At 71.3% G+C, this 15,167-nt stretch carries 12 protein-coding genes and 1 pseudogene; 1 reads left to right on the plus strand and 12 read right to left on the minus strand.

What is annotated here, in order from left to right; translation table 11 throughout:
- From CCN51_RS24025 to CCN51_RS24035, 3 genes are all read right to left on the minus strand, one after another.
- Positions 1 to 926, minus strand: a 926-nt coding sequence (locus CCN51_RS24025) for a FecCD family ABC transporter permease (protein WP_245881675.1), incomplete at its 3' end; no start/stop codon positions are given.
- A 164-nt stretch (positions 927 to 1,090) separates the two neighbouring features.
- A complete protein-coding gene (locus tag CCN51_RS24030) occupies positions 1,091 to 1,747 on the minus strand; it encodes a biliverdin-producing heme oxygenase (protein ID WP_014178454.1) in 657 nt (218 codons plus the stop codon).
- A 13-nt stretch (positions 1,748 to 1,760) separates the two neighbouring features.
- Positions 1,761 to 3,485, minus strand: a complete 1,725-nt coding sequence (locus CCN51_RS24035; protein WP_319637749.1) for a hypothetical protein — start codon at positions 3,483 to 3,485, stop codon at positions 1,761 to 1,763.
- Between CCN51_RS24035 and CCN51_RS54420 the strand changes: the two genes are divergently transcribed.
- Positions 3,478 to 3,765 (plus strand): hypothetical protein, encoded by a 288-nt coding sequence (locus CCN51_RS54420; RefSeq protein ID WP_086860078.1) that lies wholly within the window; start codon positions 3,478 to 3,480, stop codon positions 3,763 to 3,765. The two genes, CCN51_RS24035 and CCN51_RS54420, sit on opposite strands and share 8 nt — an antisense overlap.
- 223 nt (positions 3,766 to 3,988) lie before the next feature.
- Here the strand turns inward: CCN51_RS54420 and CCN51_RS24045 are convergent, their stop codons facing one another.
- The 9 genes and pseudogenes from CCN51_RS24045 to CCN51_RS24090 all read right to left on the minus strand — a co-directional run.
- Positions 3,989 to 5,131, minus strand: coding sequence for a polyprenyl synthetase family protein (locus CCN51_RS24045; protein ID WP_014178457.1), 1,143 nt, complete (start codon positions 5,129 to 5,131; stop codon positions 3,989 to 3,991).
- A gap of 86 nt (positions 5,132 to 5,217) precedes the next feature.
- Entirely contained in the window at positions 5,218 to 6,861 is a 1,644-nt protein-coding gene (locus tag CCN51_RS57805) for a GAF domain-containing sensor histidine kinase (protein ID WP_245881676.1), read from the minus strand.
- On the minus strand, positions 6,858 to 7,544 hold the full coding sequence (locus tag CCN51_RS24060) for a response regulator (protein ID WP_014178459.1): 687 nt from the start codon (positions 7,542 to 7,544) through the stop codon (positions 6,858 to 6,860). The genes CCN51_RS57805 and CCN51_RS24060 overlap by 4 nt, the downstream gene beginning before the upstream one ends.
- A 199-nt stretch (positions 7,545 to 7,743) precedes the next feature.
- Positions 7,744 to 8,277: pseudogene (locus CCN51_RS24065) on the minus strand (phosphatase PAP2 family protein); the annotation flags it as partial.
- 159 nt (positions 8,278 to 8,436) lie between these two features.
- Positions 8,437 to 9,114 (minus strand): response regulator, encoded by a 678-nt coding sequence (locus CCN51_RS24070; RefSeq protein ID WP_014178461.1) that lies wholly within the window; start codon positions 9,112 to 9,114, stop codon positions 8,437 to 8,439.
- The gene (locus tag CCN51_RS24075) at positions 9,111 to 11,201 is read right to left on the minus strand and encodes a PAS domain S-box protein (RefSeq protein ID WP_014178462.1); all 2,091 of its coding nucleotides are present in this window, start codon (positions 11,199 to 11,201) and stop codon (positions 9,111 to 9,113) included. Before CCN51_RS24075 ends, CCN51_RS24070 begins: the two co-directional genes overlap by 4 nt.
- A complete protein-coding gene (locus CCN51_RS24080; protein ID WP_043487370.1) occupies positions 11,201 to 11,635 on the minus strand; it encodes a hypothetical protein in 435 nt (144 codons plus the stop codon). The genes CCN51_RS24075 and CCN51_RS24080 overlap by 1 nt, the downstream gene beginning before the upstream one ends.
- A gap of 94 nt (positions 11,636 to 11,729) precedes the next feature.
- Positions 11,730 to 13,466 carry a hypothetical protein gene (locus CCN51_RS24085; RefSeq protein ID WP_014178464.1) on the minus strand — a complete coding sequence of 579 codons (1,737 nt, stop codon included), beginning with the start codon at positions 13,464 to 13,466 and terminating at the stop codon, positions 11,730 to 11,732.
- A 25-nt stretch (positions 13,467 to 13,491) separates the two neighbouring features.
- Positions 13,492 to 15,167 (minus strand): glycosyltransferase family 39 protein (locus CCN51_RS24090; RefSeq protein WP_211303250.1); only part of this gene is annotated, 1,676 nt, incomplete at its 5' end.

The raw sequence follows: 15,167 nt of genomic DNA on the forward strand, positions 1-15,167 counted from the left end.
GCGGTGAGCACACCGAGCGGGAGTTCGGCGGGTGCGGCCACGGTGCGGGCGGCGAGGTCGCCCGCGAGGAGGACCGTCGCGCCGCCGAGTGCGCTGCCGGGGATCAGGAAGCGGTGCCCGGGGCCGGCGGCCATGCGGAGCAGATGCGGTACGACCAGGCCGACGAACCCGATGACGCCGCAGACGGCGACGGCGGCGGCCGTCAGCAGCGCGATGACCAGGATGAGCGCGATCCGCAGCCGCTCCACGTCCACGCCCAGGTGGCGGGCCGGGCGTTCGCCGAGTGCGAGGAGGTCGAGGCGGCGGGCGTAGAGCGGGGCGACGATCAGGCCGAGGAGCGTGCACGGCAGCACCGCGAGGACCTTCGGCCAGGTGGCCTGGGCGAGCGAGCCGAGCTGCCAGAAGGTGATCTGGTTGATGGCGGCGGTGTCCGCGAGAAAGATGAACAGGCCGATCGCAGCCCCCGTGAACGCGTTGACGGCGATGCCGGTCAGGATCAGGGTGACCACCTCGCTGCGCCCGCCCGACCTGGACATTCCGTACACCAGCAGCACGGTTGCCAGGCCCGAGACGAAGGCGGCGGCGGGGATGGTCCAGTTGCCGAGGAAGTCCAGCCCGAGCGAGATGCAGCCCACCGCGCCGACCGCCGCGCCCGAGGAGACGCCGATGACCCCGGGTTCGGCCAGCGGGTTGCCGAACACGCCCTGCATCAGCGCTCCCGCGCAGCCGAGCGAGGCCCCCACGAGCAGGGCGAGCACGATGCGCGGGAAGCGTACGTTCCACAGCACCGATTCGCCGACCCGGTCCAGCGCCGCGCCGCCGAGGCCGATGCGGTGCTGGATGGAGCCGAGTACGTCCCCGAGCGCGAGGGGGTACGCGCCGAGCCTGGCGGAGGCGAGGACGAGCAGGGTGAGTGCCGTGGCCATGGCCGCGGTCAGGAGCCAGGCGGTGCCCCGGCCGCCGCGCCGCGTCGGAGGTACTGGTGCGGGGGGTGCCGGGGATCGCGCCGGGGTCAGCTGGGTGCCGGTGCCGGTGCCGGTGCCGGTGCCGGGGCTGGGGCTGGGGCTGGGACCGGGGCTGGGGTTCGGGGTCACGCCGCCGGCCTGGTTTCCTCGCCCAGGGCGCGGAAGACGGCCGCGTTGAAGTCGAAGGCGCGGTTGCACTCGTCGATGACCCGCTGCTTCTCCAGGTCGTCCACCCCGATCGCGTCCAGCAGCGCGCGGTAGTCCCGTTTGAAGGCGGCCGGGTTGGTGATGCCTTCGAAGACATAGAACCGGACGCCGTCGCCCCGGTGCGCGAAGCCCCAGTTCTTCTCGGCCTTGGCGCGGATGATCTGACCGCCTGACAGGTCCCCGAGGTAGCGGGTGTAGTGGTGCGCCACATACCCCGCGGACCAGGTTCTCGCGCATTCCTCCACCCGTGCCGCGTACGCCCGTGTGGCGGGCAGGGCGCTGATCCGCTCGGGCCAGCCCGGTCCGCGCAGATGGGTCAGGTCGCGTTCTATCTCGCCGACGCGGAACAGGTCGGACCGGATGAACGGCCCGGTGACCGGGTCCTCCCGCAGGGCGTGGGCGGAGTCCTCGAGCGCCCGGTAGACGTACCAGAGCTGCTCCGTATAGCGCGTGTACGCGTCCACGCCGAGTGCGCCGCCGAGCAGGTTGGTCATGAAACCGGAGTTCTCGGCCTCGGTGTGCTGGTCGTGCGAGGCGGTGCGGATCAGCGTGGAGAACGGGATGTTCTGGTGCACAGCGGACCTCCGGTCAGTTGTCGACAGCGCGTCGGGAACTTCGCGAGCGGACCAGCCAGCCCGCCGCGATGAGCAGGGCGGCCACCGCGGCCACGCCGAGGACCGTGACTCCGGTGGCGGCCAGGCTGCCGGAGGGGGCGGTGGTGGACGGCCCCGCGCCGTCCGTACCCCCGTCCGTACCGCCCTCGGTATCGCCGCCCGTACCGCCGTCGTCGGCTGTGCCGCCGGTGGAGCCGCTGGTGCCGCCGTCCTCCGCTCCGGTGCCGTCGTCCGTGTCCACCGGGGGCTGGCCCACGAACGAGACCGGGACCTTGACGTCCTGGGAGCGGTCTCCGGAGCGGGTGTGGTCGGCCCGGGTGGCCAGGACGCAGGTGGCCTTGAAGCAGTCGGTGTACTCGTCTTTGGCATCGACGGTGAGCTCGACCTCGAAGGTGCCTCCCGTCCCGTACGGGATGGCGAGCTCTTCGCCGTAGTCGGGCGGGTCGGAGGAGATCCACGCGGAGGTGTGGGAGCCGCCGGTCATATCGACCCCGCCGATGCAGGGGGTGGGCAGTTCGCCCTTGCCGTTGTCGACGCACAGGGCGACATAGATGCCCTTGGTCTCGTCGTAGCCGCTGCCGGTGATCTTCAGCTTCTGGCCTTCGGTGGCCAGGTTGTTGACGGGGGTGACGGTGAGTTTCTGGCCCTCGGGGCCGGTGACGGTCTTGGTACCGGACGGTTTGCCGTCGCCGCTGCCCGGGTCATTGCCCTCCTCGGCGACGGTGAGCGTCACCGGCGCGGTGCGGGTGGTGCCGCCGGCGTTGGTGAACTCGGCGCGGTAGCGGTAGCCGTCGTACGCGGTCCGCGCGCTGAAGGTGTACGCGTTCTTGGTCGCGCCCTCGACATCGGTCCAGGTCCGGGCCCCGTCGCGGCTGATCTGCCAGCGTACGGAGGGCTTCGGCTCGCCCTCGGCGGTGGCGGTGAACGCGACCTTCTCGCCGGGCCGCACCGACCGGTCCGTGGGCGACTGGGTGATCTTCGGCGATATCCGGCGGACCAGCTTGGTGATCTTGCCCTCGGCGGGGCTGGTGACATAGACGGTGCCGCCGCCCGGGGCGACGGCGAGCGCCGCCGAGCCGGACTGGGAGTGGTTGCCCGCCAGGGTGACCGGTTCGGCGGCCTCCTTGTACGTCGTGGTGTCGTACGCCGTCAGCGAGCCGTTGTTGTCGTCCCCGCCGCCCGTGTCGCCGCCGTCCTGGCGGACGACGAAGGCGCGGCCGGTGGCGGTGTCGAAGGCGGCGGCTGTGGCCCTGTCACCCGTATTGGCGCCTGTATTGGCGCCGTCCATGGTGGCCAGCCGCTTGGCGTTCCGGTCGAAGACGAGAACGGAGCCGTCGACGCCCACCCAGACATTGCCGGTGGCCGGATCGGTCTCCACGAACCCGACGGCGCCGTCCGGGAGCTGCGCGGTGGCGGTGACGGTGAACGCCGTGGTGCCTGAGGTGTCGATACGGCGCAGCGCGCCGCCGGAGGTCCCGGCGGACCAGGCCGCCTTGCGGGCCGGATCGACGGCCAGGCGCCGACCGCCGTCGAGGGTGACGGTGCGCCGTACGGAGCCGGTGGCGGTGTCGATCTCGGAGAGGGCATCGCCCTGGGCGACCAGGACCGCCCCGCCGGAGGGGCTGATGGTGCCGGGGCCGATGTCGGTGATGGCGGCGCCGGTCAGCCATACGCCCCGTGCGGCGGCCGCCGTGGTCACCAAGGTCGAGGACCGTGACGAGAAGCAGTACTGCACGGTGAAGGAGACCGCCGGGGCGGACCACGCCGTGCATGAGGTATCGCAGCAGCAGAACTGCTTCGACCACATCAAGCGGCTGCAGCGCGTCACGCTCCGCAAGGACCCGATGGGGATCCTGGAGCCCCGGCTGTCGGACGGGCCCGACCAGGAGGGCCAGACCGCTCTCACGCTGGCGATCTCCGGCGGGCTGTCCGTGGTGACCGGCGGCTCGATGTTCTACGCGGGGCAGCGCAGGCGCTGACGCGCGCTGGAATACGGGGCGCCGACGGGCGGGTTTCCTCGCTGTGGTTGCCAGCGAGCGATTCAGACGGCTGTCGGAGGCCGTCCGGCGGTTCTCGCGGGTCGGCGGTGGGCGCCGGCGCCGGGGAGCGGACCGCCCCGGGCCTCCCGTGACGGCCGAGGACTGCCGCTGTCGTACGTCTACGGAGCCGGAGCCCGGCGCCGGCCCTGACCCCGACGCCGTCTCACGGCTGCGCCGCTTCGGGGAGTCGCTGCTCCGCGGCGACCAGCGGGGACGCGGCCGGGGCTGAGACCGGGGACGAGGGTGAGGGCGAGGACGAGGGTGAGGCCGGGGGTACGGCCGGGCGGTCGCGCGTCACCACCTCGCAGAGGTCTTCCAGCGCACGCCGCGCCGCGCACGCGGGCAGCGGCGCCAGCGCCGCGCGGGCCTCTTCGGCGTAGCGGTCCGCGGCCACCCGGGCCTGTTCCAGGGCGGGGTGGGCGCGGAACCGGCGCAGCGCCTCCGCGTAACGCGTCTCGTCCGTCTTGTTGGTGAGTTCGGTGGTGAGCAGTTCGCACAGCTCACGGTCCTCGGGCGAGCCGGTCGCCTCCGCCCGCGCCCGCAGATACAGGACCGGCAGCGTTGCGAAGCCCTCGCGCAGGGCGGCGCCCGGGTGGCCGCGCGGTACGCCCCCGGCCCCGCCGGCCTCGGCGATGTCCAGCACGTCCTCGGCCAGGCGGCAGGCCACGCCCAGCCGTTCGCCGTACCGGGCGAGTACGCCGGCGACTTCCCGCCCGGCGCCGGACGCCAGCGCGCCCAGCCGCCCGGAGACCGCGATCAGCGAGCCGGCCCTGCCCGCGAGGACTTCCAGATAGTGCTCGATCGGGTCGCGGTCGCCGCTGGGGCCCGCCGTCTCCAGGATCTGGCCGGTGACCTGCTGCCGGAACGCGTCGGCCTGGATCCGTACGGCCTCCGGGCCCAGGTCGGCCAGCAGATGCGAGGCGCGGGCGAAGAGGAAGTCGCCGGTGAGGACCGCCACCGAGTTGTCCCAGTTGGCGTCGGTGGCGGGCGTACGGCGCCGGGCGTCGGCGTCGTCCAGTACGTCGTCGTGGTAGAGCGTCGCCAGGTGCGTCAGCTCGACGACGACGGCGGAGGGCACCACGCCAGGTGCGTCCGGGTCGCCGAACCGCGCGGCCAGCAGCACCAGCAGCGGCCGCAGCCGCTTGGCGCCCGCCCGCACCAGGTGCTGGGCGGCCTCGGTGATGAACGGCACATCGCTCTTCGTGGCCTCCAGCAGGCCCGCCTCGACCGCCGCAAGACCGGCTCGGACGCCGGCCTCCACCGTGCGGTCCCGCAGGCTCAGCCCCATGGGCTCGAGGAGGGTCACGGACGGGTCTCCTGTCTGTGGGCGGCTGCTTGTGGGCGGCTGCTTGTGGGCGAAGCTTGTGATGGTTCACGGGCTCTTGCGGCAGTTTACGGCTCCGCCGGGACGGTGGCCCGGATGCGGCTGCCCTGGCCAGGCCGGCTGTCCACGTTCAGCGTGCCGCCCACCTCCCGGGCCCGCTCCCGCATGGACAGCAGGCCCAGATGGCCCGGGAAGGACCTCCGGGAGTCGAAGCCCACTCCGTCGTCGGCGACCGTCAATGTGACGGTGCCCGGACCGCTGAGCAGGTGGAGGCACACATGCCGCGCCCCCGAGTGCTTGGCGACGTTGTGCAGGGACTCCTGGGCTATCCGGTAGAGGGCGTGCTTGGCCTCCGGAGTCGTCTCCGGTTCCGCGCCGAGCGTCGCCTCGGCGGCGATGCCGTACCCGTCGCGGAGCGCCGCCACATGTCGCGTGAGCGCGGCGACCAGGCCCTCGGTCTCCAGCGTCTCGGGCCTGAGACGGCCCAGCAGGACCCGGGTGTCGGCGATCGCGGCGTCGGCGAGCTGCCGGATGTAGTCGATCGGCTCGGCCAGCTCCGACATCCCGGCGGGGTCCCTGGCAGTGTCACCGTCGGTGTCCCCGCCTGCGGCGTTCCGGTTCAGCAGCTCGCGGGCGGTACATGCGCCCAGGATGATGCCGTACAGGGCCTGGGAGACCGAGTCGTGCAGCTCCCTGGACAGCCGCCGCCGCTCGTCCAGGGCGCCCTTGTCCCGCGCGGCCGCCCGCCACCGTTCGCCCTCCACCGCGTGGGCCGCGTGTCCGGCGATCCCGTCGAGGAGGGTCAGATCGAAGCTGTCAGGCCGTCGGCCGGGCGGGTAGCGGCAGTGCAGCACCCCGGTCACCCGCCCCTCGCACAGCAGTGGCCAGGCCGCGCCGGTGCGGTCGTCGTGGAGCGTACGGATGGCGGGGGCGGCGGAGGCGATGGCCTCCCGGACCTCCTCCGGCGCGCCTCCCGGAGCCTCCCCGTCCGGCTCCAGCAGCCGGACGGCGCATTCCGCCGCGCCCGTATGCGCCACGGCCGCGGCGGTCAGCCGGTCCAGCGTCCGCCGCACGCTGTCCGCGGCAGCCCCGATGGCGGCCAGCCGGCGGAGCTGTTCCCGGGCACGGAGCTGGGCGGCGGCCAGGGCGGCGGGCCCGGCGAACTGCTTCAGTGTGCGCCGGTCGCCCGAGGTGAAGTGGCGCCGACGGCGGTCGGCCACCTCCAGGACACCCACGGTCCGCCCGCCCACCGTCAGCGGTGTGTCCAGTACGGCCGTGAGCCCGGCCGTACGCAGTGCCTGCCGCCGCGCGGCCTCCGACGGGCCGCTGGGAGCGGGCGCCTGGGTGCCGTCGGCGGCCCGAACGGTCAGGGCCTCGCCGCAGGCCGAAGCATCAGCCATGCCCGAAGCGTCAGCCATGCCCGAAGCGTCAGCCGTGCCCGGGGCGTCAGCCGTGCCCGGGGCGTCAGCCATGCCTGAGGCACAGCCCGCGGCCGGGCCCTCGGCGGACAGCGCCAGGCCCTCGCCGTACAGCGCCAGGCCCTCGGCGGGGTCCGCCACCAGCACCCGCGCCGCGTCCGCACCCACGGCTTCCCGCGCCCGCCGTACGACCAGCCGCAGCAGGTCCTCGCCGGGCGCCGCGTCGAGGATGCGCCGCTGGATATCGGCCAGGGCGCGCCGCCGCGCCCTGGCCCGGCGTCGGACAGCGATCACGCCGACCACCAGTGGTCCCGCGTCGCGTCCAGCGGTTCGGGCGTGGTGAGCTCCCCGGCCGGCACCAGCCCCGACTGCACGGCGTACACCGCGGCCTGGGTGCGGCTGTGCACCCCGAGCTTGGTCAGGATGTGGCTCACATACGTCTTCACCGTCTGCTGCCCGATCCGCAGGTCGCGGGCGATCTCCTTGTTCGACTTGCCGCGCGCGAGCATCGTCAGGACCTCGGCTTCCCGCTCGGTCAGCTGTTCCGGCCCGCTCGGGGCCCTGACCTGGCCCATCAGCCGGGAGGTCGCGTCGGGCGAGACCTGGATCCGGCCGGCGGCGGCGCCCTTCACCGCGCTTCTCAACTCGTCGGCCTCGGCGTTCTTCAGCAGAAAGCCGATCGCGCCCGCCCGGACCGCGCCCATGACCATGGTGTCGTCGAGGGCGCTGGTCAGCGCCACGACCTCCACCTCGGGGAGGTCCTGGCGGATCTCGGCGGTGGCCGAGATCCCGTCCATGACGGGCATCAGCAGATCCATCAGGACGACGTCGGGGCACAGCTCGCGGGCCAGCCGTACGGCTTCCCGGCCGTTGGTCGTCTCGCCGACCACCTTGATGTCGTCGTCGAGGCTCAGGATCATCCGCAGGCCCTGCCGGACGACCGCATGATCGTCGGCGATCAGAACTCGAAGTGCCACTTTGGCTCACCTGCTCACGGGACGAGTGCGGAGACGGGCACATGCGGTCGGCCGGGGGCGAGCGTGCCCCGAGACGGCCGAGTCGGCCGAGCCATCCGCTCCGTTCGAGCCGCCGCTCCGCCACGGCGACGTACGGCTCGAACAGCGGCAGGGCCAGCAGCACCAGCGCCCCGGCGGCCCAGCCGCCCAGCACGTCGCTGACCCAGTGAGTGCCCAGATAGACCGTGGCGAGACCGATCGCGAGGGCCATGACCCCGGCCGCCGCGCCCGCCGCCCGGCGGTGGCGGGTCGCGAGATAGGCCAGGGTGCCCCAGACGACGACCCCGTTCGCGGTGTGGCCGGACGGGAAGATCATGCCGCCGTGGAACAGCTCGGCCGAGCCGAAGGTGTGCGCGTAATGCGGGCCCAGGCGGCCCACGCCGAGCTTGACGGCGCCCACGCTCGCGTTGAGGAGCGCGAGGGCGAGGCCGAAGACGAGCACCGGGCGCGCGCTTCCGGTACGCCAGGAGCGCCGGCCCAGCCAGGCCAGCGCCGCCAGGGCGGTGGGGCCGCGCTGGCCCGCGATGATGAACACATCGAGCGGGCCCTGGGCCCACGGCCACTGCTTGTACGGCTTGAACATCGCCACGTGCCAGTCGAGGCGGACCAGGGGCGAGGTGGTGAACACGCCCGCCGCGACCGCCGCGTAAGTCGCGGCGGCGGCCAGCAAGAGGATCCGATGGCTGCGGCGCATGGGGAGGAAACTCGGCTCGGGCCGTCCGGAATTCCCCCTAGTGGGGGTTTTGTCTCACCAGGTTGGGGTCACCAGGTTGGGGTCACCAGGTTGAGGTCGGCCGGTTGGGGTCAGCCGGTTGGGGCCGGCCGGTCGGGGTCAGCCAGACGGGACTCGGTGTCACTCCGGTTCCACGTGGCGGAACCCCCAGTCGGCGGCCTTCGCGACCGCCTCCAGCTGGGACCGCACTTCCAGCTTCTCCAGGATCTTGCGCACATGCGTGCGTACGGTGGCGTAACTGATGCTCAGCCGCTCCGCGACCGCCCGGTTGTCCAGGCCCTGGCTCATCAGGGTCAGGATCTCCTGCTCGCGCGGGGTCAGGCTCTCCAGCCGCTCGGTCTGCTGGGCGGAGGAGCGCGCGGTCTCCCGGTGCCGGGCCAGGACCTCGACGAGGGTGCTGGCCGGGATGAGGGTTTCGCCCTCGGCCGCCGAGCGGATGGCGTCGGCGATCTCGTCACCGCTCGCCGACTTGAGCAGATAGCCACAGGCCCCGGCCTCCACCGCGGCCAGCAGCGCCGAGTCGCTGGCGTCCGCGCTGAGGATCACGATGGCGGTGGAGGGATCGTTGGCCCGGATCGCGGCCGCCGCGTCGGCTCCCGTGCCGTCGGGCAGGCGGAAGTCGACCAGCGCCACATCGGGGCCCAGCTCCTTGGCCATGGGGACGACTTCCGCGACCGAGTCGGCCCACCCCACCACGGTCAGGTCCGAGTACTCCGCGAGCAGCGCCCACAGCCCCTCGGCCACCACCCGGTGGTCCTCGACGATCAGCACCTTGGTGAGATCGGCCGGCGCGGTCACGGTTGCGTGTCCCCTTCCGGACGGTCCAGGAGGGCCGATGCGTCCGACTCGTTCGACACGTCCGGCGCGTCCGGCAGGTCGGGCCCGTCCCGCAGGTCCGGTGCCTCGGACGAGTCCGGTACTACATCCAGGGAACCCAGAGAGTCGGACGGCTCCAGAGACCCGGCCGGACCCAGGGAATCCGGGAAGCCCGAAGTATCCGCCGGGCCGAAGGGGAGCGGGCCGTGGCCGGGCGTCTCGCCCAGCGGCACCCAGAACTCGACCGTGGTGCCCGCGCCCGGCGCGCTCTCGATACGGCACCAGCCGCCCGCGATCTGGGCCCGCTCCTGGATGAGCGACAGGCCCAGATGGCCGGGGCGGGACTCCACCTCGAGCGGGTTGTAGCCCTGTCCGTCGTCCACGATCCGTACCAGGCAGCCCTCGTCGAGCCCCAGCAGTTGCACATGGACCGTCTTCGCCCGCGCATGCTTGCGCACATTCATCAGGGCTTCCTGCGCGGTGCGGTAGATCAGGGCCATGGTCTCGGGCGGGGGCTTGGCCGCGATCCGGTCCTCCAGCCGGTATTCGACACCGGTCTCGGTACGTATCTGCTCCAGGAGCCCGCGCAGCGCGGCGGCCAGGCAGCCGTGCTCCAGGCTGGACGGCCGCAGGTCGAAGATCAGCTGACGCAGCCGGCTCAGCGAGAGCTTGAGGGTTTCGTCCAGCTTCTCCATGATCCGCTGCTCGTCGGGGTCGCGCAGCCGCCGCCGCAGCTGCTGGAGCCGGAGGCTGGCGGCCGTGATGACCTGGATGGTGTCGTCGTGGATGTCGGCGGCGATGCGTCCGCGCTCCGCCTCCTGGGCGTGGACGAGATGGCTGAGCAGCGCCTGGCGGTCCCGGTCGGTGACCTCAAGCAGCTCCAGGCTGCGCTCCAGGACGAACTGGGCGCGCTGTACCTCGGTGATGTCCTTGATGGCCAGCACGGTCAGCAGCCCGTCCTCGGTGCGCAGCGGGATGATGCTGACGTCGGCCGGGAACTGCTTGGCGTCGCTGCGCCGTCCGACCAGCTCCATGCTGTGTCCCATGGGTTCCTCGGCGGAGTCGGCCCAGTCGCGCAGCGAGATGGTCAGCGGCTGGTCGGGGAGGAGCGCCTCGACGGCGCGGCCGATCAGCTGGTCGCGGTCGTAGCCGAACAGTGCCTCGGTACGGCGGTTGGCCGTCTGGATCCGCCCGGCGGCGTCCACGATCACCATCGCGTCCGGGGAGGACTCGATGACCTGCCGGAACCGGCCCTCGGCCGCCCGTAGCTGGCTCAGGTCCGCGACGAAGACCACACACCGGGGCCGTCTGCCCTGCAGATGGCCGCCGCTGAACTGGGCGGGGAACTCGGTGCCGTCCCGGCGCCGGCCAGTCATCGCGGAGGGGGCGGTGAACTGCCGCCCGAGCAGCTGCTCGGCGGCGGTGCGGTAGCGGTCGGGGACCAGGTCGCGCAGCCGCTTGTCCCGGAGCTCGGCCGAGCTGTAGCCGAACATGTGCCGGGCGTGTGCGTTGGCGGACTCGATCCGCCCGCGGGCGCCGACGATCAGCACCCCGCACGGCGCCTGGCCGAGCAGTTCCAGATACGACTCCTCGAGCCGGTTGCCCACCAGCTCCTCGAACCGCCAGGAGGCGCGGTCGGCCCGGCGCAGCGGCTCGGTGCAGTCGGCGACGAGCTCCCCGGCCATGGAGAACTGGTCGCGGGCGGCCCGGGTGATCGCCTCGAGTATTTCTTCGGCGGGGGTCCCCTTGACCAGGTAGCCGGTGGCCCCGACCGCGAGCATGTTGAGCACGGTCTCCCGGTCGCCATGGGCCGAGAGGGCCACCACGCGGGCCCCGGGCACCTGCTCACGGATGGCGCGGACGCTGCTGGGCGCGTCGCCCTTGGGCATGTGCACATCCATGACCACGACACGGGGACGGTGCTCCACCGCGGCGCGGACGGCCTGCTCGTGATTGACGGCCAGGCCCACCAGCGCCAGGTCGGGATGGGAGTCGACCAGGTCCGCGAGTGCTTCCCGGACCACGGGGTCGTCATCGGCCACCACGACTCGGATCCGGTCGTCGCGCATCAACCTCCACCTCCCTTGAGGACGGCACCTTGGAGCTCCAAGGTGGTCAGTTCGTCACGCCGGCAGTGCGCCAGCGACGGCATGACCGCGGCCAGCGGGGCCACCAGCACGTTGTAGTGGCCACCGATGCGGTCGCATACGGCGACCGCTGCCGCGGCGTCCCACACCGCGGCCCAGAAGGCCCAGTCGTGCCGGCCGTGTGCCCGGGCGGTGTCCAGGGCGGCGCGGCGCGCCACGGAGGCGGCGACCAGGATCCGGTACTGCTCCTCGTCGGACGTGGTGCGGTGGACCTCAGCCCACCCCTCGGCGCGGGTCTGGCTGGAGGTCTGCTTCCACAGATCGGCCACGCGGTCGATCTCCTCCGGGGAGAGGTCCTCGATGTGGGTGAGGAATTGTAGGACTCTTCGAGAATTCGGGCCGAAAATAACACTCATAGGACACTCCAGGACATGCATGGTACAACTATGGAACACCGGGCTTGTCTGTGACTGTCCCTGGCCGGCCCCCCCGGCCTGTGCGCACATGTGCCTAGTGCCCCTGGCCCTGGCCACTCGTGTTGTTGATGCCGGCCTTGGCGACCCCGCCGCTCTTGGAGCCGATGAGCTTGAAGGACACGCCGTTCTCGTCGGCCGTGGTGATCCGGTACGAGCCCACGGCCGCCGCCTTGCCCCGGCCGTCGACCTGGAAGACGGCGATCTTCCGCCCGGAGATGCTGCTGCCGTTGCCGGCGTAGACGGTCACCGTCTCGTTGGGCGCGAACCCGGAGCAGTAGAAGCTCAGCGTGGTGCCCGCCTTGCCGCCGAAGGTGCTGGGCTCGGCGCTGGGGGAGTACGGCAGCACGGTGAAGCCCGAGCGGACCACGGCCCGGCTCTGGTCGCCGATCGCCGTCAGACTCTGCCTGCCCTTCAGCCCGAACGGCACGTCGAACGCCACGTCGCGGATCTGGCCGAAGGAATTGGCCTGTGTGGTGAAGGCGGGGAGACCGCTGGTGGCGTTGATGTAGACCAGCACCCGCTCGTTCGGCGCGAACCGGTTCCCCGACAGCCTGATCCGCTGTCCGGCCTTCAGCGCGTACGGGGAGGACTTGATCGCCGGGTACAGGCTCAGCATCTGGAACGGGGCGGTGGCCGTGGTCTTGCTCTGCTGGCCGACCAGCACCAGGGTGCTCTGGCCCGTCGGGGCGACGCCGACCCTGATGTCGGCCCGGCCCACCCCGCCGGAGCCGTCGGTGCGCAGCCTGGCAACGGGGGTGCCGGTGGTCCGGCCCCAGAAGACGTTGATCTGCTCGCCCGGCTTGAAGCCGCGGGCGCTGATCGAGACCACGTCGCCCGGCCTGCCGACCATCTTGTTGATCCTCGCGGTGCCTATCGCGCCGCCGCTGATCAGCTCGGCTTTGGCCGTCCGGCCGCCGCCGCGCTGCTGTGCGACCAGCGTGCCGGGCTTGCCGCCCAGCGACTCCGGCATGGTGAAGTTCGCGTAGAGCGAGCCGTGCTTGTCGGTGCGGACCGTGCGGATCGCGCGGCCTTTGGTGCCCGACCGCTTGGTCTGCAGCAGCAGGTCCACCGTGCTCTTGGGGGCGAAGCCGCCGCCTTCGACGGACGCCTTGCCGCCGGGGGCGACCAGGCCCGGGTTGATGACGATGATCGGGCCGGAGGCCTGCGGGACCCGCTGGTTGCCCAGCTTGATGGTCTTGGGCTTCTTCGTCGGAACGACCTCCTGCTGCTGCTGGGTGTCGCTCTTCTTCTGGCCGCCTCCGCCACCGGACGTGTTGAGGGCGTTCCCGAGGCCGCCGCCCGCGACCATCTTGACCAGCGATCCGACGATCGCGATGGCCACGATGCCCAGCAGGACCGTCTTCCAGGAGACCCGCTTGCGCTTCCTCTCGCCGGCGCTCGGCTCTCCGAGAGAGGCATCGGAGGTCTCGGAGGCATCGGAGGCATGTGAGACCTTGGAAGCCTTGAAGGTCTTACGGGTCCTGGTGGTCTTGGTGGACTTGGTGTCGCGCCTCGGCGGGGGCTCGTCGTAGTCGGCGTAATCGTCGCCGGAGCCGTCGTAGTCGTCGTATTCGGCGTACTTGTCGTATTTCTCGTCGTCGCCGTATTCGCCGTAGTTGTCGTCCCCGGTGTCGTTCCTGTCGCCTCCGTCGCCTCCGTCGCCTCCGTCGCCTCCGTCGTCTCCGTCGTCCCCGCGCTGCCCGTCTGCCTCACGGGTGTCGTAGTCGTCGTCGTACTCTTCGTACTCGTCGTAGTCGTCGTACTCGGGCATGGCCTTCACCTCCTCTTCCGGCGGGCTATTTGTTCACCCGATAGATTTCCAGCCTGATGCCACCCCGGATGTCCGCCCATACCCTTTCCGAATTCCGTAGCGCCGCCAGGATCCAGTTCTCCCGGCCATCGCCGTTATTGCGGTGAATTGCGTTGCGCATCTTGTTGGACATGATGATGTAGTCGACGTTCTGCCATCTCTTGCGGAAAAGCTTGTCCCGCAGGGCAGGGTCGGACGAGGCGTTCCAGTGGGAATGCGCGTACGGATAGAACGGATGCACGTCATGCAATTCACCCCACATGTCGTCGTCCATGATGATGCGCGCCTTGGGCGAGACGTGCTTGCGCACCCAGGCGATCTGTGCCAGCTGCATATGGGTCAGGGCCAGCTTGGACTGGTACTGGTCCGCGACCGCGACGCGGCCCTCGGTGTTGACGGTCAGGACATATCCGGTGGAGGGCGAGGCCAGCAGCATGACGGCGAGCAGCGCGGGCACCGCTATCCGCACCTTGGAACTCGCCCGCCCGAGTACCTTGCGGAGCACCGGACGCCTCAGCAGTCGGTCCGTGACCATGCCGATATTCATGGCGAACATCGGAATCAGCGGGGTGATGTAGAAGTCCAGCACCACGCTGCCGCGCAGCAGATAGAAGGCATATCCGAAGCCCAGCGTCCCGGCGACGAAAAACCCCAGATCCCGCCGGTGTTTCCGCATTCCCCACCACAGGCTGATGACCGTGGTGGCCATTCCGGCCAGCAGCAGGAACGAGTCCCGGGGCAGCCAGCTGGTGTACAGCAGGCCGTGGTGGTTGAGCAGGCTGCCCTGACTACGGTTGATCTGCCACCACAGGGTGTAGAGCAGCGAGACGTGGTCAGCCGGCGGGTTGGCCAGGTCGAAGTCGAGCCCGCTGGGCATCAGCTCGTTCTTGAGCAGGGCGTAGGTGACATACGCGCCGACCGGCGCCGCCGCGGCGAATGGCCACAGCGTGCGGGTGAACCGCTGGCTCGCGGAGCCCCGGATTCTTCGATAGAGCAGATACATGAAGGTCGGGGCGAAGAAGAGCGCGTTCTCCTTGGTGATCAGCGCGATTCCCAGGGCTATCCCGCCGGCGAGCGCGGATCTGATCGTGGTTTCGCGGCGCAGCAGGGCGTACAGAGCCAGCAGCATCCAGAAGATCATCAGGTTGTCCAGCAGCACCTGACGCTGGTAGTAGACCGAGATCGGCGAGAGGTTGAAGAAGAACGCGGCGATGGTGGCGGCCAGCACGGTGCCGGACAGCCTCCGGGTGACCTCGAAGAGCAACACGACCGAGGCCAGGTGCACCAGCAGCATCAGGAACCGGCCGGTGTTGATCGCGTTGCCGAATGCCTCGAACTGCTTCGGCAGCGGGAACGCCCAGCCGGCCAGTTGGATCCAGCCCGCCGGGGCGTGGTCGTAGTCGTAGGTGTACGGGGACAGCCGGGTCTCCCGGACCAGCGACCAGGCCCGCTGCATATAGATGCCCTCGTCGGTGAGGTACAGCGGATAGCGGAACAGGTGGTAGCCGTGGCTGAGCAGCCCGGTGAGTACGGAGAAGAGCAGCGCCAGCCGACCGTTGCGGCCCAGTTGGGGGAAGATGCCGCGTTCGACGGACAGCAGGGGCGGGCGCCTCCGCCGGGGGCGCGGCGGGCGCTCGTCGACCGCGACCCGACCGACCCGAT

Source organism: Streptomyces milbemycinicus, from assembly GCF_002154605.1.
Classification (GTDB): Bacteria; Actinomycetota; Actinomycetes; order Streptomycetales; family Streptomycetaceae; genus Streptomyces; species Streptomyces milbemycinicus.